This is a genomic window from Nocardia sp. CDC519, from assembly GCF_059509835.1.
Genome location: NZ_CM183377.1, coordinates 2750841 through 2770287 on the forward strand (window position 1 = coordinate 2750841; position 19447 = coordinate 2770287).

Below are 19447 nucleotides of genomic sequence, written 5' to 3' on the forward strand. Positions count from 1 at the left end.
GGTACTACTCGCTCGCCAGCCGCCGGTACGTCGCGTTCCACAACCATTCGACGGGGCCACGGTCGAAGCGCCGCAGCCACAGGTGCGCGAAGCCGACGACGATGAGCGCGACCACCAGGTACACCGCCACCGTGAACGGCACCCTTGCCTCCGGGGAGACTCGGGCCGCCAACCCGAAACCCCAGCCGTAGCAGATGATCGAAGCGACCAGATTCTGCAGGATGTAGCAGCTCAGCGCGGTACGGCCGACCTCGGACAGGCGCGCGCCGACGAATCCGGTCCGTGGCCGATTCAGGTAGAAATGCGCGACCAGCGCGAGGATGCCGAGCGACACGAACGGCGCGATCCCGTAGCGGGTGATCAGCACGGCGTCACCGCCGACGAATACCCCGAGCACCAGATCAGCGGGCGCGGCTACGCCGAACCCGAAGATCATCAGCCGTTTCCGCAACCGCGCGCCCTCCGGAGCGAACACCCCCGCCCGATACAGCCGTGCGCCGAGCAGGAACAGCGCGATCGACATCGGGAAGATGAAGATCGTCTCCAATCGGAAGCCGAGCGCGTTCTCCATCCGGAACAGCACCAGATCCCAGAACGACCCGTCGGCATAGGGGTTCGGATCCAGCGGCTCGGGGTCGGAGGCGGCGACCGAGCCGCCGCCGTCGGCGGTCATCGCGACGGCCAGCAACGTCAGCATGGTCAGGTGAATGCTCGCCTGCACGATCAGCCAGCGCCGCTGCGCCCGCTCGGAGGTGGCCAGCAGATAGGCGACGACCAGGCCGGTGAGCGCATATCCCATCAGCACATCGAATTCGGCAATGAGCAGGAAGTTCAGCAGCCCGTCCAGCAGCAGCAGGCCCGCCCGGATCGGATATCTGCCCGGCCAGCGCCTGCCAGCCCGCTGCGCGGAGGCCTGCTGAATGGCCAGGCCGATCCCGAACATGATCGTCAGCAGCCCGAGGTATTTGCCCTGCGCGAACTGCTGCAGGGCTCGTTCGGCCCAGCCCCATCCGTCCTCGACCGGAGCGCCGAGGTGGTTGATGTAGCCGATGATCCCTTCGGGATCGGTGAGGATCCAGATATTGGTGCCGAGAGTGCCGAGGATCGCGATCCCGCGCAGCACGTCGAGGGCGACCAGCCGCGCCGGGCGGGCGGCCGGCGTCGCGGAGGTGGTCGTGGTGAGCGATTCGGTCATGGTCCGACTATCGCGCGCACGGGTGCGCTCGCGGGTCCTCCGGAAGTACCACGACCGGTATGACATCCGCGTCGCCGGTCGCGTCGCCTACGCTCGTGCACATGCAGCGCATCATCGGAATCGAGGTCGAATACGGCATCTCGACCCCCACGGAGCCGACGGCCAACCCGATCCTCACCTCCACCCAGGCGGTGCTGGCCTACGCCGCCGCCGAGGGCGTGCCGCGGGCCAAACGCACCCGGTGGGACTACGAGGTGGAGTCCCCGCTGCGCGACGCGCGTGGATTCGACCTGAGCCGGATGAACGGCCCCGCCCCGGTGATCGACGCCGACGAGGTCGGTGCGGCGAACATGATCCTCACCAACGGCGCGCGCCTCTACGTCGACCACGCCCACCCCGAATACTCCGCACCCGAGGTCACCGACCCGCTGGACGCGGTGATCTGGGACAAGGCCGGCGAGCGCGTCATGGAGGCCGCCGCGCGGCATGCCTCCAGCGTGCCGGGCGCACCGCGACTGCAGCTGTACAAGAACAACGTCGACGGTAAGGGCGCCTCCTACGGCACTCACGAGAACTACCTGATGAACCGGGACACCCCGTTCAACTCGATCATCGTCGGGCTCACCCCGTTCTTCGTCTCCCGGCAGGTGATCTGCGGTTCCGGCCGCGTCGGCATCGGCCAATCCGGCGATCACGCCGGATTCCAGCTGTCCCAGCGCTCGGACTACATCGAGGTCGAGGTCGGGCTGGAGACCACGCTCAAGCGCGGCATCATCAACACCCGCGACGAACCGCACGCCGACGCCGACAAATACCGCAGGCTGCACGTCATCATCGGCGACGCCAACCTCGCCGAGATGTCGACCTACCTCAAGGTCGGCACCACCGCGCTGGTGCTGGACCTGATCGAATCCGGCGAAGATCTCTCCGATATGCAATTGGCGCGCCCGGTCACCGCCGTGCACACCATCAGCCACGACCCCACCCTGCGCGCCACCGTCGCCCTCGCCGACGGCCGCGAACTCACCGGCCTGGCGTTGCAGCGGCTCTACCACGAGCGGGTGGCCAAGTTCGTGCACCGCGAAGGCAACGACGACCCGCGCGTGGCCGACATCCTCGACAACTGGGCGATGGTGCTCGATCTGCTCGAACGCGATCCGATGGAATGCGCCAACCTGCTCGACTGGCCGGCCAAACTGCGCCTGCTCGAAGGCATGCGCAGCCGTGAGGGCCTGAACTGGGGTGCGCCGAAACTGCATCTGATGGACCTGCAGTACTCCGATGTCCGGCTGGACAAGGGCCTGTACAACCGGCTGGTGGCGCGTGGGTCGATGAAGCGTCTGGTCAGCGAACAGCAGGTGCTCGACGCGATGACCAACCCGCCCACCGACACCCGCGCCTACTTCCGTGGTGAGTGCCTGCGCCGCTTCGGCGCCGATATCGCGGCCGCGAGCTGGGATTCGGTGATCTTCGACCTCGGTGGCGACTCGCTGGTGCGCATCCCGACGCTGGAACCGCGCCGCGGCACCAAAGCCCACGTCGGCAAGCTGCTCGACGGCGTCGATACCGCCGCCGAACTGGTCGAACAGCTCACCACATAGGGCTGTGACCGGCCCACCGCACCCCATCGGCGGGCCGGTGACGGGTCACGACACTCACCGAATCCGCCATCGTGTCGGTGCGGCTGGGTAGTGTTGAAGAACGAGCACGCACATTGCGCACGACCGGGCCGGTGCTCACCCAGGGTCCGGGCGTGGTGAAACAACAGGAGGTCGGCTGCCATGGCACAAGAGCAGACCAAACGCGCCGGGGGCGGCGACGAGGACGAGGGCCCGGAGGGCGTCGACGCCGCCGGTCAGGAGCGGCGCGAGAAGCTGGCGGAGGACACCGACGACCTGCTCGACGAGATCGATGATGTGCTCGAGGAGAACGCCGAGGACTTCGTCCGCGCCTACGTGCAGAAAGGCGGCCAGTGACCTCAGGCGACCCGCTGCGTCTCCACCCGGGGCACGCCCTCTCGTCCTTCTCCGAACATCTGCGCATGCACGCACCCGATCTGTTGCCCGGCAACGGGTTCGGTGCCATGACCGCCGCCGGTAGCACCGGCGGCGGTGCACGCGATATCGCCCCGCACGGCACCACGATCGTCGCGGTCAGCTACCGCGGCGGCGTGCTCATCGCGGGCGATCGGCGCGCCACCCAGGGCAACCTGCTGGCCAGCCGCGATATGGAGAAGGTCTACATCACCGACACCTACTCGGCGGCCGGTATCGCGGGTACCGCGGGCATGGCCGTGGAGATGGTGCGGCTGTTCGCGGTGGAACTCGAGCATTACGAAAAGATCGAAGGTGTTCCGCTGACCTTCGACGGCAAGGCCAACAAGCTGTCGAAAATGGTGCGCGACAACCTGCCCGCGGCCCTGCAGGGCCTGGCGGTGGTGCCGGTGCTGGTCGGCTACGACCTGGAGGCCACCGATCCCGACAAGGTCGGCCGGATCATCTCCTACGACGTCGTCGGCGGGCAGAGCGAGGAGCGATTCGGTTACGCCGCAGTCGGTTCCGGCTCTCATTTCGCCAAGTCGTCGCTGAAGAAGCTGTACGCCAAGGGCATCGATGAGGACCGGGCGTTGCGCATCGCGGTGGAATCACTGTTCGATGCCGCCGACGACGACACCGCCACCGGCGGGCCCGATCTGCTGCGCGGCATCTATCCCACCGCGATCGTCATCAACGATGACGGCGCGCTCGAGGTGACCGACAGCAGGCTCGCCGAGATCGCCCGCGGCATCGTCGCCGACCGAGAGGCAGCGCAGGAGGCCCGATGAGCGACCTCCCGCACGACACAGCAAGGAGTGCCAGCGAATGACGCTGCCGTACTACGCGTCGGCCGAGCAGATCATGCGCGACAAGACCGAGCTCGCGCGCAAGGGCATCGCCCGTGGTCGCAGTGTCGTCGTGCTCGTCTACGACAAGGGCGTGGTGTTCGTCGCCGAGAATCCCTCGGCGACGCTGCACAAGGTGAGCGAGCTCTACGACCGGATCGGCTTCGCCGCGGTCGGCAAGTACAACGAGTTCGAGAACCTGCGTCGCGGCGGGATCCTGCAGGCCGATCTGCGCGGCTACCAATACGGTCGCCGCGACGTCACCGGCCGGGCCCTGGCCAACGCCTACGCCCAGGCCCTCGGGTCCATCTTCACCGACCAGCTCAAGCCCTACGAGGTGGAGATCTGCGTCGCCGAGGTGGCCTACCAGGAGCAGGACAGCAACGCGGTGCTGTACCGGATCACCTTCGACGGCTCGATCGTGGACGAGCGCGAATACGTGGTCATGGGCGGCACCACCGAGCCCATCGTCACCGCGTTGAAGGCCTCCTATGAGCCGGGGCTCGACTTGGCCAGCGCGATCGGCGTCGCGGTCAAGGCGTTGCAGGCCGGCACACCCGAGGGCGACAAGGACAAGCGCGTCCTCGGCGTCTCATCCCTCGAGGTCGCCACGCTCGAGCAGGCACGACCTCGCCGGGCCTTCCGGCGGATCGGGCCCGCGGTGTTGGAGCGGCTGCTCGATACCTCGGCCGCCGGTGCGGGCACCGAAGCCGAGGCCGAGGCCCAGGCGGAGGCCGCGGGCGAGGGCGACAGCGGAGAGAAGTAACAGCAGCTGATCCGGGTCGTATGCGGCGCACACGCGGTCGTATACGACCCGGAGCCGGCTCAGGGCCGGGTCTGGCGCACGCCGGACGAACACCTCGGCCGCGGAGATCTGGGCGCGGGTCGGGGTGCTGTGTCGCTGTCGCGCGGCCACATACCAAAAATCTGGCGTCCACGAGCCCTGATGGACGAACGATTACCGTCCGAATCGTTGCCAACCCGTATACATATGGGTTCTCCGATCCCCGCGCGGGTGCTGTTCCTAGCTGTAATGTCGATAGTGTGCAGCGACGAATCATGGGGATCGAGACCGAATTCGGTGTGACGTGCACCTTCCACGGACACCGCAGGCTCAGCCCCGACGAGGTGGCCCGGTATCTGTTCCGCCGGGTGGTGTCCTGGGGTCGCAGTTCCAACGTATTCCTCCGCAACGGCGCCCGGTTGTACCTCGACGTCGGCTCGCATCCGGAATACGCCACCGCCGAATGCGACAACCTGGCCCAGCTGGTCACCCACGACCGGGCCGGTGAGCGGGTGCTGGAGGAACTGCTCATCGACGCAGAACAGCGACTCGCCGAAGAAGGTATCGGCGGGGATATCTACCTGTTCAAGAACAACACCGACTCGGCGGGCAACTCCTACGGCTGCCATGAGAACTTCCTCGTGGTCCGCGCCGGCGAGTTCTCCCGGATCTCGGATGTGCTGCTGCCGTTCCTGGTCACCAGGCAGCTGATCTGCGGTGCGGGCAAGGTGTTGCAGACGCCGAAGGCGGCCACCTTCTGCCTCTCGCAGCGCGCCGAGCACATCTGGGAAGGCGTCTCCTCGGCGACCACCCGCTCGCGCCCGATCATCAACACCCGCGACGAACCGCACGCCGACGCCGAGAAGTACCGCAGGCTGCACGTGATCGTGGGCGATTCGAACATGTCCGAGACCACCACCATGCTCAAGGTCGGCACGGCCTCGCTGGTGCTGGAGATGATCGAGGCGGGCGTATCGTTCCGCGATTTCGCGCTCGACAACCCGATCCGCGCCATCCGCGAGGTCAGCCACGACCTCACCGGCCGGCGTCCGGTGCGACTGGCCGGCGGCCGCCAGGCCAGCGCGCTCGAGATCCAGCGCGAGTACTACGCCCGCGCCGTCGAGCATCTGCGCAACCGCGACCGGGATCCGCAGGTGGATCAGGTGGTGGATCTGTGGGGCCGCACCCTCGACGCGGTGGAGGCGCAGGACTTCGCGAAGGTCGACACCGAGATCGACTGGGTGATCAAGCGCAAGCTGTTCCAGCGCTACCAGGATCGCTACAACATGGAGCTGTCCGACCCCAAGATCGCCCAGCTCGACCTTGCCTACCACGACATCAAACGCGGCCGCGGCGTGTTCGACCTGCTGCAACGCAAGGGGCTGGCCAAGCGCGTCACCGAGGACGAAGCGGTCGACGCGGCCGTGGAAACCCCGCCGCAAACCACCAGGGCCAAGCTGCGCGGCGATTTCATCACCGCCGCCCAGGAGGCCGGACGCGATTTCACCGTCGACTGGGTGCACCTGAAGCTCAACGATCAGGCTCAGCGCACGGTGCTGTGCAAGGATCCGTTCCGCTCGGTCGACGAACGCGTCGACCGGCTGATCGCGTCGATGTAGCGGGCTCGCCGGCGGCGCTCAGTCGCCGGCGAGATGCCGTTCGATCGTCTCGACCTTCGAGGTCATCGCATCGGTGACGCCCGGCCGGATATCGGCCTTCACCACCAGGCTGCACCGCGGCGCGACCGCGAGAATGACGTCGGTGGCCTGCTTGACCACCGCCATCACCTCATCCCATTCGCCCTCGATGGTGGTGAACATGGCGTCGGTGCGGTTGGGCAGCCCGGACGCGCGCACCACGCGCACCGCCTCGGCGACCGCCCGGCCCACATCCACGCCATCGCCCAGCGGGGTGACTGAGAACGCAACGATCATGGCCGGCTCCTCGGGGATGGGATGGTCCGATGCCATCATCACACTGCCGCACCGGTTACCCGTGCGCCGCCGCAACACCACACCTCGCGGCGCATTACCCTGTTCGAGTGGCGATATCCAAGGTCGAGCGGTTGATGAATCTGGTCATCGCCCTGCTGTCGACCCGGCAGTTCCTCACCGCCGAGCGGATCCGCGACAGCGTCGCCGGATACGAGGATTCGGTCAGCGACGAAGCGTTCAGCCGAATGTTCGAACGCGATAAGAACGAACTCCGCGATCTGGGCATCCCGCTGGAAGTGGGCCCGGTCAGCCGGTTCTCCTCGGTGGAGGGCTACCGGATCAACCGCGATGCCTATGAACTGCCCGATATCGACCTGACCAGCGCCGAAGCCGCGGCCGTCGCCGTCGCCGTGCAGATGTGGGAATCGCCCGAGCTCGCCGCCGCCGCCGAGGGCGCCCTGCTCAAACTGCGGGCCGCGGGCATCCACGTGGAGACCGAGGCGGGTCTGGCCTCGGTGCCCGCGGTGCCGGCGCGCACCCGCGGATCCGAGCCCGTGCTCGGCAAACTCCTGGCTGCCATCGACGCGGGCCAGGCCGTGCGGTTCGAGCATCGTGGCGCCGTCAACGCGCCCTACCTGATGCGCGATGTGGAGCCGTGGGGTGTGGTGACCCACCACGGCCGTTGGTATCTGGTCGGCCACGACCGGGAACGGAATGCCACCCGCACCTTCCGGCTGTCGCGCATCGGCGACGAGGTCACCGCCTACGGCCCGCGCAACGCGGTCCGCAAACCCGACGAGGTCGACCTGCGCGAGATCGTCACCCGGGTGACCGGCACGGCCCCGGTCAGCGGCACCGCGACGGTGTGGGTGGCCGAAGGGCGCGGACGCGAGCTGCGCAGGCTCGGCGTCGAAGGGGGCACCCGGACCATCGGCGGTCGCAGCGGCACCGTCATCGAGGTGCCGGTGCGCTCGCGGGACTGGATCGCGCGCCTGATCACCGGGCTCGGCCCGGACGCCGTCGTCCTGGCACCCCGCGACCTGCGCGACGATGTGGTGGCCCGGCTGCGATCGGTCTTCGACCACACGGAGGTGCGGGCATGAGCGGCCAGCGCCCGAAGGCGGCAGCGTGCGTCACCACGCAGGGCGCCCGAGCGCGCCGGAAGGAGGCAGCATGAGCAGCCGGTTGTCGGTGCGGCTGTCGCGGCTGCTGAACATGGTGCCGTATCTGATGGCCCATCCGGGGATCAGCGCCGCCGAGGCCGCCGCTGATCTGGGAGTCACCACCAAACAGCTGATGAGCGACTTGAACCAGCTGTGGATGTGCGGGCTGCCCGGTTACGGCCCGGGTGATCTGATCGATCTGTCGTTCTCCGAGGAGAGCATCGACGTCACCTTCTCCGCAGGGATCGACCGCCCGCTGCGGCTGACCTCGACCGAGGCCACCGCGCTGCTGGTGGCGCTGCGGTCGATCGTCGACACGCCCGGCATGGTGGACCCGAGTGCCGCCCATTCGGCGATCGCCAAGATCGAGGCCGCCATCTCCGGCGCCGTCCCCGAGACGGCGGGCGGGCCGCAGCCGGTGGAGGCGCCGGCCGTGGCGACCGTGCGGGCGGCGCTGGCCGCCAGGCACGCGCTGCGGCTGGTGTACTACTCGGCCAGCCGCGATGTGGTCTCCGAACGCATCGTCGACCCGGTGCGGATCGTGCTGGTCGACAACAACAGCTACCTGCAGGCCTGGTGCCGTCAGGCCGAAGGGGTGCGACTGTTCCGATTCGACCGGATCGAGGCCGCCACCGAACTCGACGAACCGGCCCGCCCGCCCAGTGCCGCCGCCGACACCGACGCGGCCCTCGACCTGTTCCAGGACGATCCGGCGCTACCGCTGGCGCGCCTGCGGATCCGCGGCGACTACGGCTGGGTGCTCGACCAGTACCCGATCCAGCGGCTGGCCGTGCACGGCGACGGCAGCATCGAGGCGACCATGCGGTTCGCGACGCTGGACTGGATGGCGCGGCTGCTGCTCGGCTTCGGTTCCGGCGTCACCGTGCTCGGCCCCCCGGAACTGGTCGCCGCCGTCCGGGAACGATCGAACGCGGCCCTGGCCGCCTACGACGAGGTGGCCGAGGAACAGGCGGGTCCGGCTTGACGAATCGGGTCATGGTGCTCGGCGCCGGCAGTATCGGAACCTTCGTCGGCGGGAAGCTGGCAGCGGCAGGCGCCGAGGTGACCTTCGTCGGACGACGCCCGATCCTGGACCAGATCACCCGAGCCGGCCTGCGGCTGACCGATCTCGACGGCGGCTCGGACACGGTGCCCGCCGACCGCTTCACCGTCGCGACCGAACCCGAGGCCGCCGAATCCGCCGACCTGGTGCTCGTCACCGTGAAATCCGGCGCCACCGCGAGTGCGGCGCACAGCCTCTCGGGCAGGCTGCGGCCGGGCACGGTGGTGCTGAGTTTGCAGAACGGCATCGGCAACGACGGCACCATTCGCACGGCGCTGCCTGGCAGCGTGGTGCTCGCGGGCATGGTGATGTTCAACGTGGTCCAGCACGGTGACGGCCATTTTCATCGCGGTACCGACGGCGGCGTCGCCGTGCAGGACGATCCGGCGCTGGACCGCTTCGCCGACAATTTCCGCCGTGCGGGTCTGGCGCTGGACCGGCACCCCGACCTACTACCCGTGCAGTGGGCCAAACTGCTGCTCAACTTGAACAACCCGGTCAACGCCCTGTCCGGCCTGCCGCTACGCGAGGAATTGGCCCAGCGCGACTACCGCCGCTGCCTCGCCCTGGCCCAGCGCGAGGCGCTCGCGGTGATGAACAGTGCGCGAATTCGACCGGCCCGGCTGACCGCACTCCCGCCCGCCCTGATGGCCCGGTTGCTGACGGTGCCGGATCGGGTCTTCGAGCGGGTTGCCGGGCGGGTGCTGGCCGTCGATCCGATGGCGCGCTCGTCCATGGCCGACGATCTGGCCGCCGGGCGCCGCACCGAAATTTCCTGGTTGTGCGGTGAAATCGTGAGTCTGGGCGCGCTGGTCGGCCGGCCGACGCCGGTGAATCAGCGGCTCATCGAACTCGTGCTGGCCGCCGAGCAGGGTGACCAGCGTCGCTGGAGCGGACCGGAGCTGCTCGGCCAATTGCGCGAAGCGGCCGCTCAGCCGGTCGAATGAGGGGCACGGCCGCGGGTTGAACGCCCGGCCAACTCCGACCCACGGGCGGGTTCGGCCACGCCGGGGTCCGGTAGCATCGGTGTATCACAGTCTTTGGAGGTAGAACATGGGCAGTCTGAGCATCTGGCACTGGCTGATCATCGCGGTCGTCTTCGTGATGTTCTTCGGCGCGAAGCGGATGCCCGACGCGGCCCGCAGTCTCGGACGATCGCTGCGGATCTTCAAGAGCGAGGTCAGCCAGATGCAGAACGAGGGCGGCAACACCAGCGCCTCGTCCACTGCGCCCGCGGCTCCCGCGCAGCAGCTCCCGTCCGGCCAGGCCGCGAACCCGGCGCCCGCCGACCAGCCGCGCACCGAGTCGAAAACGCTCTGACCCACGCGTCGGCCGGAGCGAGTTCGAGCTCGCTCCGGCTAGTGTGCTGTTGGCGTCCGGCCATCGCTCGGCGTCGGCGGTGAGCGGTCCAGGCACGCGAGCACAAGGGCAACCACACACACCATGCGAATTCCGTTCGACCCCCGGCGCAGCAGGCGCAGGACCAATCCCGACGGCACCATGTCGTTGGTCGAACACCTCCAGGAACTGCGTACCCGGCTGCTGATCTCCATCGCCGCGGTCCTGGTCACCACCGTCGTCGGGTTCCTCTGGTACGCGCATTCGTTCCTCGGCATCGAGAGCCTCGGCGAGATCCTGCGCGGGCCGTACTGTGGGCTGCCACCCGAGACCCGGGCTTCACTGACCCCGGACGGCGAATGCCGCCTGCTGGCCACCGGACCGTTCGAACAGTTCATGCTTCGCCTGAAGGTGGGCATGACCGCGGGCATCGTGCTGGCCTGCCCGATCTGGCTGTACCAGCTGTGGGCGTTCATCACCCCCGGTCTCTACGCCAAGGAACGCAAGTACGCGATCGGTTTCGTCGCCTCCGGTTCGGTGCTGTTCGTCACCGGCGCGGTGCTGGCCTACGTGGTGATCGCGCACGCCTTGAGCTTCCTGCTCTCCATCGGCGACAACGTGCAGATCACCGCGCTGAGCGGTTCGGAATACTTCAGCTTCATCATCCAGCTGCTGGTCATCTTCGGCGTCAGCTTCGAGACACCGCTGCTGATCATCGGACTCAACCTGATCGGCGTGCTCACCTACGCCCGGCTCAAGGCCTGGCGGCGCGGCATCATCTTCGGGCTGTTCGTCTTCGCCGCCATCGTCACCCCGCAGGACCCGTTCTCCATGCTGGCGCTGGCGTTGGCGCTGACGCTGCTGTTCGAGGTCGCCGTGCAGTTCGCCCGCATCAACGACGCGCGGCGCGCCCGCCGCGAGCGCGCCGAAGGCTGGGGCGACCTCGACGACGAGCAGGCCTCGACCGTGACCGGGCCCGAACCGGTCGGCTCCGCCGATCCCATCACCCCGGCCGAGCCGGTGGCCGCCCCCGAGAAAACCAGCCGTCCCGTGTCGGACTACTCCGATACGCTCTGACGGGTGACACAGAACCGGTCGCTGACGGGCGAGTTGGAGAGCTTCGCCGCCGATCTGACCTTCCGGCTTGACCCCTTCCAGCAGCAGGCCTGCCGCGCCCTCGAAGAGGGACACAGCGTGCTGGTATGCGCCCCCACCGGCGCGGGCAAGACCGTCGTCGGTGAATTCGCGGTGCACTTGGCGCTGGCCACCGGCGGCAAATGCTTCTACACGACGCCCATCAAGGCGCTGTCGAACCAGAAGTACGCCGATCTCACCGCCCGCTACGGCCGGGCCGAGGTCGGCCTGCTCACCGGCGACCAGTCGATCAACTCCGGCGCCCCGATCGTGGTCATGACCACCGAAGTGCTGCGCAACATGCTCTACGCGTCCTCGGACGCGCTGCACGCGCTGTCGTATGTGGTGATGGACGAGGTGCACTATCTGGCCGACCGCTTCCGCGGCGCGGTGTGGGAAGAAGTCATCCTGCATCTGTCGCCGGAAGTGCGGCTGGTCAGCCTCTCGGCCACGGTGTCGAACGCCGAAGAGTTTGGCGCCTGGATGGAGACCGTGCGCGGCGATACCGCCGTGGTGGTGGACGAGACGCGCCCGGTGCCGCTGTGGCAGCACGTCATGGTCGGCCGGCGCATGTTCGATCTGTTCGACAGCAACTCCTCCGAGCAGAAGGTGCTCGTCGACGAGGACCTGGTGCGCTACATCAGGCATCGGGAAAGCGCGGACCGGATGAACTCCTGGGGCGGCCCGCGCGGTCGCTGCGGCGGGCGCCGCGACTTCCGTCCGCTGCCGCGCCCCGAGGTGCTGGCCAAGCTGGACGAGGAAGGTCTGCTGCCCGCCATCACGTTCATCTTCAGCCGCGCCGGATGCGACGGCGCGCTGGCCCAGTGCCTGCGTTCGGGGCTGGACCTGGGGCGCGGGCAGGACCAGGAGCAGGTCGACGCCATCATCGAGAAGCACACCGGCGAGCTGCCGAAGGCCGATCTCGAGGTGCTCGGTTACTGGGAGTGGCGCGAGGCGCTGCACCGCGGGCTGGCCGCGCACCACGCAGGCATGCTCCCGGCCTTCCGGCACACCGTGGAAGAGCTGTTCGTCAACGGTCTGGTGCGCGCGGTGTTCGCCACCGAGACCCTCGCGCTCGGCATCAACATGCCCGCTCGCACCGTGGTGCTGGAGCGGTTGGTCAAGTTCAACGGCGAATCGCACGCCGAACTCACCCCCGGCGAATACACCCAGCTCACCGGCCGTGCCGGGCGCCGCGGCATCGACGTCGAGGGCCATGCGGTGGTGCTGTGGCAGCCAGAGGTGGACACCAGTGCGGTGGCCGGCTTGGCCTCCACCCGCACCTATCCGCTGCGTAGCTCGTTCCGTCCCGGCTACAACATGTCGATCAACTTGATCGACCGGATGGGCGCCGCCGAGGCGCGGGCCCTGCTGGAACGTTCGTTCGCGCAGTTCCAGGCCGACCGCTCGGTGGTCGGACTGGTGCGCGGTATCGAACGCAATGAGAACCAGCTGCGCAAGCTCGCCGGGCAACTGGGCGGAGTCGAGGGCGATTTCTTCGAGTACTTCTCGCTGCGCGAGCGGATCAAGCAGCGCGAACGTCAGCTGGAACAGCAGGGCAGGGCCGATCGGCGCGGTGCCTCGGTCGCGGCGCTCACCTCGCTGCGGCGCGGTGACGTCGTCGCGATTCCTTCCGGGCGTCGCGCCGGGCTCGCGGTGATCCTGGAACCCGATGCCACGCCCGGCGATCCGCGCCCGCTCGTGCTCACCGAGGACAAGTGGGCGGGCCGGATCTCGGTCGCCGACTTCCCGGTGCCCGCCCAGGCACTCGGGCATATGCGCCTGCCGCGCCGGGTCGATCACCGCATTGCCCGCACCCGCCGCGATCTGGCCTCGGCCCTGCGCAGCACCGGCATCGCCGCGCCCGGGCGCCAGCGGCGCAGCCAGCGTGCTCGCGCCGCCGAAGATCGTGAACTGGCCACCTTGCGGCGCAGCCTGCGGGCCCACCCCGCGCACCACCGGCCGGACCGCGAGCAGCTCAGCCGCATCGGCGAACGGTATGCCCGGCTGTCGCGGGAAACCGACACCATGCGCCAGAAGGTTGCCGCCACCACCAACTCGCTGGCCCGCACTTTCGATCGGATCCTCGGTCTGCTGGAAGAACGCGGGTTCGTGCAGGAGGGTGAGGTCACCCAGGATGGCCGCAGGCTCGCCCGGATCTACGCCGAAAGCGATCTGCTGGTCGCCGAATGCCTGCGGCAGGGGCTGTGGCGTGGACTCGGGCCGGCCGAACTGGCGGCGGTGGTATCGATCCTGGTCTACGAATCACGTCAGGAAGGCGGCTATCTCGGCGCGTCGGGGCCCACCGAACCGGTGCGCCGGGCGGTCGGAGCCACCGTGGGCGTGTGGTCGCAGCTGCGCACCGACGAGGCCAGGCACAAGCTCGCGCCCACCAGGGAACCCGATCTCGGATTCGTCACCGGTATCCACACCTGGGCGCGCGGCGACGGGTTGGCCGAGTCGTTGCTCGCCAGCGGCGATCAGGGTGCGCCGCTGTCGGCAGGCGATTTCGTGCGCTGGTGCCGTCAGGTGATCGACCTGCTCGACCAGATCCACAACACCGCCGATGACGTGGAGGTGGCGGCCACCGCGGCCAAGGCGGTGCGGGCGATTCGGCGGGGTGTCGTCGCGGTGGACGCCGCGTGAGAAAAGCGTTTGTGATTTGATTTCTTTCGCACGCGGGGGGCTACCGTGTGTGTACCGATGCGAGTGGAGGCAACCAGATGAGCGGCCCGTACGGACCGAACGACGCCCCTGGTCCCGGGGAGGGACGCAACGATCCCACCCAGCACTGGGGTGGACAGCAGGCGCCCGGCGGGGCCGGGCCGACCCAGCAGTGGGGCGGCCAGCAGCCGTCCGCGGCCCAGCCCACCCAGCAGTGGGGCGGTGCTGAGCAGGGCTCGCAGCAGCAGTGGGGACAGCAGCCCGGCCAGCCGCAACAACCCGGCCAGCCGCAGTGGGGCCAGCCCCAGCAGCCGAGCCAGCCGCAGAGCCAGCCCTGGGCGCAGCCGCAGCAGCCCCAGCCGCAGTGGGGCCAGCCGCAACAGCAGCCGCAGCAGCAATGGGGTCAACCCCAGCAGCCGCAACAGGATTGGGGCCAGCAGGGCCAGCAGCAGTGGAACCCGAACCAGCCGCAGCAGCCCCTGCAGCAGAGCGGTGGCGGCGGCGGTAAGAGCAAGGGCCTGATCATCGGTCTGGCCGTGCTCGGTGTCGCGATCGTCGGTGGCATCGTCGCGCTCATCCTGCTGCTCACCGCCAAGGACGAACTCGATCAGGCGGCCGTGCAGTCCGGTGTGCAGAAGGTGCTCTCGGAGTCCTACGGCATCGAAGACGTCAGCGATGTGTCCTGCCCCGCAGGCCAAGAAGTCAAGGTCGACGCGACCTTCACCTGCGACCTGAAGGTCAGCGGTGAGGCCAAGAAGGTCAGCGTCAAGATCACCAAGGATGACGGCACCTACGAGGTCGGCCGCCCGAGCTGATCCTCGATCGGGCGGTCCGCCACCCGCGGCACCGGTCCGCCACCCGCGGCACGGCCCGGCCCGGGTCGGAGCGCCGGAGAATGTCGGGTGCGCCTCAGAGCCCGGGGCCCGCGACGACCACCGCACCGCTCGGATCGAACTCCAATCGGTAAATCGCCGGCATCGGCATGGCCCGCACGAACGGCCACCCGATGCCGGCGATTCCGTATCCGGCCAGTGCGGCGGCGATGAACGTCCCGCGGCTGCCGACAACGATCGGCCCACCGGCTGCCTCCGCCCATCGACTCAGCGCTGACACCGCACGCTCCGACAACTGGCGCAGGCTTTCACCACCCGGCCGAGCCGTCTCCGGTCGTGCCCAACTCCGCGCGTACCAGCGCGCGTAGTCCGGCGTCGGCGCGATCCCCGAATCCCATTCCCGCAGCGCACTATCCGTCCGCACGGCGCGGCCCGCCGCCTGTGCGGTGGGCGCAACGGTCTGCACCGCACGCAGATACGGGCTCGACGCCACTACGGTCGGACCGCAGGCGAGCAGCTCGGAGACCAGTCGCCGAGCCGAGCGGCGGCCCGCGGCGGTCAGCGCGCGACGGTGGTCGTCGGGTCCGTCGGCGCGGGGTATCCCGGCGTCGGCGTGCCGGACGAGCAGCAGTGTCGGTCGCATGCATCGATTGTGCGGGCCGCGGGGCCCGGCTACGGGCTGTTCAGCCGCGGGGCGCGCCCATGGCGGTGATGAGTCGGGTGATGGGGCTGTCGGCGTTGTAGGTGACGGCGAGTTCGCGCAGGCGGTCGGGGTCTGCGGGGGTGGTGGGGAGAATGTCGGGGCGCGAGAGGGCGACGTCGGCGTCGCGGACCACACGGACCACCGGGGCAGCGGCGGTCAGATAGGCCTCGGCGGCACGGAGTTTGGTGCGGATGCCCTGGGAGAGATCTGCGGCCGGGTCGTCGACGGCGGCACGCAACGCATCCAGCGACCCGAAGCGGGTGATGAGTGTGGAGGCCGATTTCTCACCGATACCGGGAACACCGGGCAGGCCGTCGGAGGCGTCGCCGCGCAGCGTCGCCATGTCGGCGTAGGCGGGGCCCGCGTTCTCCAGCGGCACACCGTATTTCGCGGATACCTCGGCCGGTCCGAACAGCTCGGCCTTCGCCAGCCCACGGCCCACGTAGAGCACGCGGACCGGGGGCGCCGGGGTATCGCGGACGAGCTGGAGCAGATCGCGGTCGCCGCTCACCACGATCACCTCATCGGTCTGCTCGCGGGTCGCGAGTGTGCCGAGCACATCATCGGCTTCGAGGCCTTCGGCGCCGCCGGTGGCGATGCCTGCCGCCGCCAGCACGTCGAGGATCATCGCCACCTGCGGAGTGAGCCGATCGGGCACTTCCTCGGCACCTGGCGCCGCCTCGGCGGAGGTGTCGAGGCGATGGGTCTTGTACGTGGGCACCAGATCGACCCGGAACCGGGGCCGCCAATCCAGATCCAGGCCGACCACGAGCCTGCTGGGGGAGTGGCGGGTGATCAGGGCGGCGACCATATCGGTGAAGCCGCGCAGCGCGTTCACCGAGCGGCCGTCGGGGGCGGTGATCTTCTCCGGGATCGCGTGGAAGGCGCGGAACCAGAGGCTGGCCCCGTCGAGCAGCAGCAGGGGACCGGTAGCGGGAGCGGCTGACGTCACGGGCCGAGGTTACCCGCCTGGACCGACACTGCCGGACGGAAACACCCGGAGGGCGGGCCCGGTCCGCGACTTTCCCAGCAACACCGAACGGCCGGAGTCGATCCGAGCGGCCGGTGCTACGGGTAACGTCGGACGGTATGAGCTCGCACACGGATTCACGATTCGCGGCGGACATCTACGCCGACCGGCTCGAGCGCGCGGTACAGCTGATGCGCGAGGCTCACCTCGACGCCCTGCTCATCACGCCCGGCCCGGATCTGCGCTATCTGATCGGTTCGGCCGCCGACTCGTTCGAGCGGCTGACCTGCCTGGTCATCCCGGCCGACAAGGGCACGCCGTCGGTGGTGATCCCGAAACTGGAACTGGCCTCGCTGGCGGGCTCCGCGGCATCGGATCTGGGTTTGCAGGTGCTGGACTGGGTCGATGGTGTCGACCCGTACCAGATCGTGAAGTCGGCTCTGCATGTCGGATCCCGGGTCGCGGTCACCGATTCCATGCCCGCCCTGCATCTGATCCCGCTGGCCGAATCGTTCAGCGGGCTGCCCGCTTCGGCCACACCGGTACTGCGTGAGCTGCGCATGATCAAGGACGCCGCCGAGATCGAGGCATTGCGGGAAGCGGGCGCCGCGATCGATCGGGTGCACGCCAGGATGGGCGAATGGCTGCTGCCCGGTCGCACCGAGGCCGAGGTCGCCGCGGATATCGAGCAGGCCATCGTCGCCGAAGGGCACACCGCGGCCGAGTTCATCATCGTCGGCAGCGGCCCGCACGGCGCCGACCCGCACCACAGCAAGTCTGAGCGGCGGCTGCAGCAGGGCGACGTCGTCGTCATCGATATCGGCGGCCCGGTCGCGACCGGCTACAACTCCGACTGCACCCGCACCTACGTCCTCGGTGAGCCCCGCGCCGAGGTGGCCGCCCGCTACGCCGAACTGGAAGAGGCCCAGGCGGCGGCGGTCGCCGCGGTGCGTCCCGGTGTCACTGCCGAATCGGTGGACGCCGCCGCCCGCGAACCGCTGCGGGCAGCCGGACTCGGTGAGGCGTTCGTGCACCGCACCGGGCACGGCATCGGCCTGTCGGTGCACGAAGAGCCCTACCTCGTCGAGGGCAACAAGCTCGAACTGCGGCCCGGCATGGCGTTCAGCGTGGAGCCGGGCATCTATTTCCGCGGCGAGTGGGGCGCTCGCATCGAGGACATCGTCGTCGTCACCGAGGACGGTGCCGAACCGATGAATCAGCGCCCGCACGGACTCACGGTGCTCTGAGCCGCGACCCCGGGCTGCCACCGGCTCCGGGGTGGCGGTCCGCGCCTGACTATCCAGCGTCGGCAGTCGACTACGGCGCCGGGTTGCGGACCGCGATCGGCGTGCGGGCGGGCGGTGCGCGCCTGGCGATCCGGCGTCGGCAGTCGGCGCCCGGGTGCGGGCGTACGCTCACCCGTCGCCGACGCTCACTCGGCGCGCAATGTGCTGCTGGACAGCATCCGCTGCACCTGGATGGCAATGACCACGCGCGTCGGGTTTTCCCGCGGCACCCGGTAGCGCCCCGCGTACCGTTGCACCGCCTCGCCGACGCTGACCGGATCGTCGAGCACCGTCGCCGGGCCTTCCAGCGTCAGCCAGCGGATCCCGTCGACTTGACTGACCGCCGCGTACCCCGAGCGCCGGACATTGCGCACCTTCACCGACCCGTCGTTGGTGATGATGCGCGCGATCCCGGCCTCGGCGTCCCAGGTGAACCCGACGGCCACCACGTGCGGTGTTCCGTCGGCGCGCAGTGTGGTGAGAGTGGCCAGATGTCGTTCGGTCACGAACTCGACAGCGGCAGGGGAGAGTTGGACAGCAGCACCGATCGCCATGCCTCGACCGTAGCGACCTGCGTAGTGCGAGCTGTCACCGCATCGGCTCGAGGGCTGCGCCCCGCCCCCGCCGCAGGCCTCCGAAAGGCCGACACCGGGGATCGGGGCAGTCGATAGCCGTTCGTGGTTGCGATCAGCCGCGGCCGGGATGACAGGATGGGCGCATGGGACGGCGTAGTGCGCGAGAACTCGACGCGGGGACGGTGCTGGTGCTCGGCGGGCGCAGCGAAATCGGGCTCGAAGTGGCGCGGCGGGTGGCGGCGGGGCGGACCGTCGTGCTCGCGGCGCGGCGCAGCGGGGACCTCGCGGCCGAGACGGCGGCGATCGAAGCCGCTGGCGCGTCGGCGGTGCACTGCGTGGAATTCGATGCCGACGACACCGCGAGCCATCCCGCGTTGCTGGAGAAGATCGCCGCCGAACACGGGCCGCTCGGGGTCGTGGTGGTGGCCTTCGGCATCCTCGGCGATCAAGCGCGCGCCGAGCGCGATCCGGCGCACGCGCTCGCGGTGGTGCACACCGATTTCACCGCACAGGTCAGCGTGCTGACGGTGCTGGCGAACCTGCTGCGCGCCCAGGGCAGCGGGCAGCTCGTGGTCTTCAGCTCCATCGCCGGCGTGCGAGTGCGGCGCGCGAACTATGTCTACGGTTCGGCCAAAGCCGGCCTGGACGGGTTCGCCAGCGGGCTCGGTGACGCCCTGCACGGCACGGGCGTGCACCTGATGCTGGTGCGCTCCGGATTCGTCATCGGACGGATGACCGAGGGAATGGCGCCGGCGCCGTTCTCCAGCACGCCCGGTCAGGTCGCCGAGGCCGTCGTCACGGGTCTGCGTCGGCGAGCGGAGCGGGTCGTGGTGCCTGGCATCCTGCGGCTGGTGTTCATCGCGTTCCGGATGCTGCCGCAGCCGATCTGGCGCAGGATGCCGCGATGAACCACGGTGCGGTGTC

19 protein-coding genes are annotated in these 19447 nt (G+C 69.2%); 14 read left to right on the forward strand and 5 right to left on the reverse strand.

Annotated features, from left to right (window positions below):
• Window positions 1–4: 4 nt before the first annotated feature.
• Window positions 5–1195 (reverse strand): DUF418 domain-containing protein, encoded by a 1191-nt coding sequence (locus AC5W7N_RS12390; RefSeq protein WP_194991093.1) that lies wholly within the window; start codon window positions 1193–1195, stop codon window positions 5–7.
• Window positions 1196–1296: 101 nt separating this feature from the next.
• Here AC5W7N_RS12390 and dop point away from each other — a divergent pair, with 101 nt between their 5' ends.
• The 5 genes from dop (at window position 1297) to pafA (ending at window position 6479) form a co-directional block, all read left to right on the forward strand.
• Window positions 1297–2796: a depupylase/deamidase Dop gene (gene dop / locus AC5W7N_RS12395; RefSeq protein WP_163810597.1), complete on the forward strand. Its 1500-nt coding sequence runs from the start codon at window positions 1297–1299 to the stop codon at window positions 2794–2796.
• 180 nt (window positions 2797–2976) lie between these two features.
• Window positions 2977–3171 (forward strand): ubiquitin-like protein Pup, encoded by a 195-nt coding sequence (locus AC5W7N_RS12400; RefSeq protein WP_014351559.1) that lies wholly within the window; start codon window positions 2977–2979, stop codon window positions 3169–3171.
• The gene (gene prcB, locus AC5W7N_RS12405; protein ID WP_495923753.1) at window positions 3168–4019 is read left to right on the forward strand and encodes a proteasome subunit beta; all 852 of its coding nucleotides are present in this window, start codon (window positions 3168–3170) and stop codon (window positions 4017–4019) included. The genes AC5W7N_RS12400 and prcB overlap by 4 nt, the downstream gene beginning before the upstream one ends.
• A 37-nt stretch (window positions 4020–4056) precedes the next feature.
• Window positions 4057–4842 (forward strand): proteasome subunit alpha, encoded by a 786-nt coding sequence (gene prcA, locus AC5W7N_RS12410; RefSeq protein ID WP_163810601.1) that lies wholly within the window; start codon window positions 4057–4059, stop codon window positions 4840–4842.
• Window positions 4843–5120: 278 nt separating this feature from the next.
• Entirely contained in the window at window positions 5121–6479 is a 1359-nt protein-coding gene (gene pafA / locus AC5W7N_RS12415; protein ID WP_181062422.1) for a Pup--protein ligase, read from the forward strand.
• Window positions 6480–6497: 18 nt separating this feature from the next.
• On the opposite strand, the gene AC5W7N_RS12420 is transcribed toward pafA, so the two are convergent.
• Entirely contained in the window at window positions 6498–6794 is a 297-nt protein-coding gene (locus tag AC5W7N_RS12420) for an MTH1187 family thiamine-binding protein (protein ID WP_163810603.1), read from the reverse strand.
• A gap of 107 nt (window positions 6795–6901) precedes the next feature.
• Between AC5W7N_RS12420 and AC5W7N_RS12425 the strand changes: the two genes are divergently transcribed.
• The 7 genes from AC5W7N_RS12425 (at window position 6902) to AC5W7N_RS12455 (ending at window position 14971) form a co-directional block, all read left to right on the forward strand.
• Window positions 6902–7897: a helix-turn-helix transcriptional regulator gene (locus AC5W7N_RS12425; RefSeq protein ID WP_163810605.1), complete on the forward strand. Its 996-nt coding sequence runs from the start codon at window positions 6902–6904 to the stop codon at window positions 7895–7897.
• Between the two features lie 70 nt (window positions 7898–7967).
• Window positions 7968–8942: a helix-turn-helix transcriptional regulator gene (locus tag AC5W7N_RS12430; RefSeq protein ID WP_163810607.1), complete on the forward strand. Its 975-nt coding sequence runs from the start codon at window positions 7968–7970 to the stop codon at window positions 8940–8942.
• Complete coding sequence (locus AC5W7N_RS12435) at window positions 8939–9967, forward strand: 2-dehydropantoate 2-reductase (protein ID WP_495923756.1); 1029 nt, start codon at window positions 8939–8941, stop codon at window positions 9965–9967. Before AC5W7N_RS12430 ends, AC5W7N_RS12435 begins: the two co-directional genes overlap by 4 nt.
• A gap of 106 nt (window positions 9968–10073) precedes the next feature.
• The gene (gene tatA, locus AC5W7N_RS12440; protein WP_163810609.1) at window positions 10074–10340 is read left to right on the forward strand and encodes a Sec-independent protein translocase subunit TatA; all 267 of its coding nucleotides are present in this window, start codon (window positions 10074–10076) and stop codon (window positions 10338–10340) included.
• Window positions 10341–10463: 123 nt separating this feature from the next.
• Window positions 10464–11435 (forward strand): twin-arginine translocase subunit TatC, encoded by a 972-nt coding sequence (gene tatC / locus AC5W7N_RS12445; RefSeq protein ID WP_163810611.1) that lies wholly within the window; start codon window positions 10464–10466, stop codon window positions 11433–11435.
• A gap of 3 nt (window positions 11436–11438) precedes the next feature.
• A complete protein-coding gene (locus tag AC5W7N_RS12450; RefSeq protein WP_495923758.1) occupies window positions 11439–14138 on the forward strand; it encodes a DEAD/DEAH box helicase in 2700 nt (899 codons plus the stop codon).
• Between the two features lie 77 nt (window positions 14139–14215).
• Window positions 14216–14971: a DUF4333 domain-containing protein gene (locus tag AC5W7N_RS12455; protein WP_163810616.1), complete on the forward strand. Its 756-nt coding sequence runs from the start codon at window positions 14216–14218 to the stop codon at window positions 14969–14971.
• A gap of 94 nt (window positions 14972–15065) precedes the next feature.
• Here AC5W7N_RS12455 and AC5W7N_RS12460 read toward each other — a convergent pair whose 3' ends face one another.
• Both AC5W7N_RS12460 and AC5W7N_RS12465 read right to left on the reverse strand, forming a co-directional pair.
• Window positions 15066–15632: a histidine phosphatase family protein gene (locus AC5W7N_RS12460; RefSeq protein ID WP_195019566.1), complete on the reverse strand. Its 567-nt coding sequence runs from the start codon at window positions 15630–15632 to the stop codon at window positions 15066–15068.
• A gap of 40 nt (window positions 15633–15672) precedes the next feature.
• A complete protein-coding gene (locus AC5W7N_RS12465) occupies window positions 15673–16644 on the reverse strand; it encodes a 5'-3' exonuclease (protein ID WP_195019565.1) in 972 nt (323 codons plus the stop codon).
• Window positions 16645–16781: 137 nt separating this feature from the next.
• Between AC5W7N_RS12465 and AC5W7N_RS12470 the strand changes: the two genes are divergently transcribed.
• Window positions 16782–17909: a M24 family metallopeptidase gene (locus tag AC5W7N_RS12470; RefSeq protein ID WP_495923760.1), complete on the forward strand. Its 1128-nt coding sequence runs from the start codon at window positions 16782–16784 to the stop codon at window positions 17907–17909.
• Window positions 17910–18094: 185 nt separating this feature from the next.
• On the opposite strand, the gene AC5W7N_RS12475 is transcribed toward AC5W7N_RS12470, so the two are convergent.
• The gene (locus AC5W7N_RS12475) at window positions 18095–18502 is read right to left on the reverse strand and encodes a PPOX class F420-dependent oxidoreductase (RefSeq protein ID WP_163810624.1); all 408 of its coding nucleotides are present in this window, start codon (window positions 18500–18502) and stop codon (window positions 18095–18097) included.
• Between the two features lie 164 nt (window positions 18503–18666).
• Between AC5W7N_RS12475 and dprE2 the strand changes: the two genes are divergently transcribed.
• On the forward strand, window positions 18667–19431 hold the full coding sequence (gene dprE2, locus AC5W7N_RS12480; RefSeq protein WP_195019564.1) for a decaprenylphospho-beta-D-erythro-pentofuranosid-2-ulose 2-reductase: 765 nt from the start codon (window positions 18667–18669) through the stop codon (window positions 19429–19431).
• Window positions 19432–19447 lie beyond the last annotated feature (16 nt).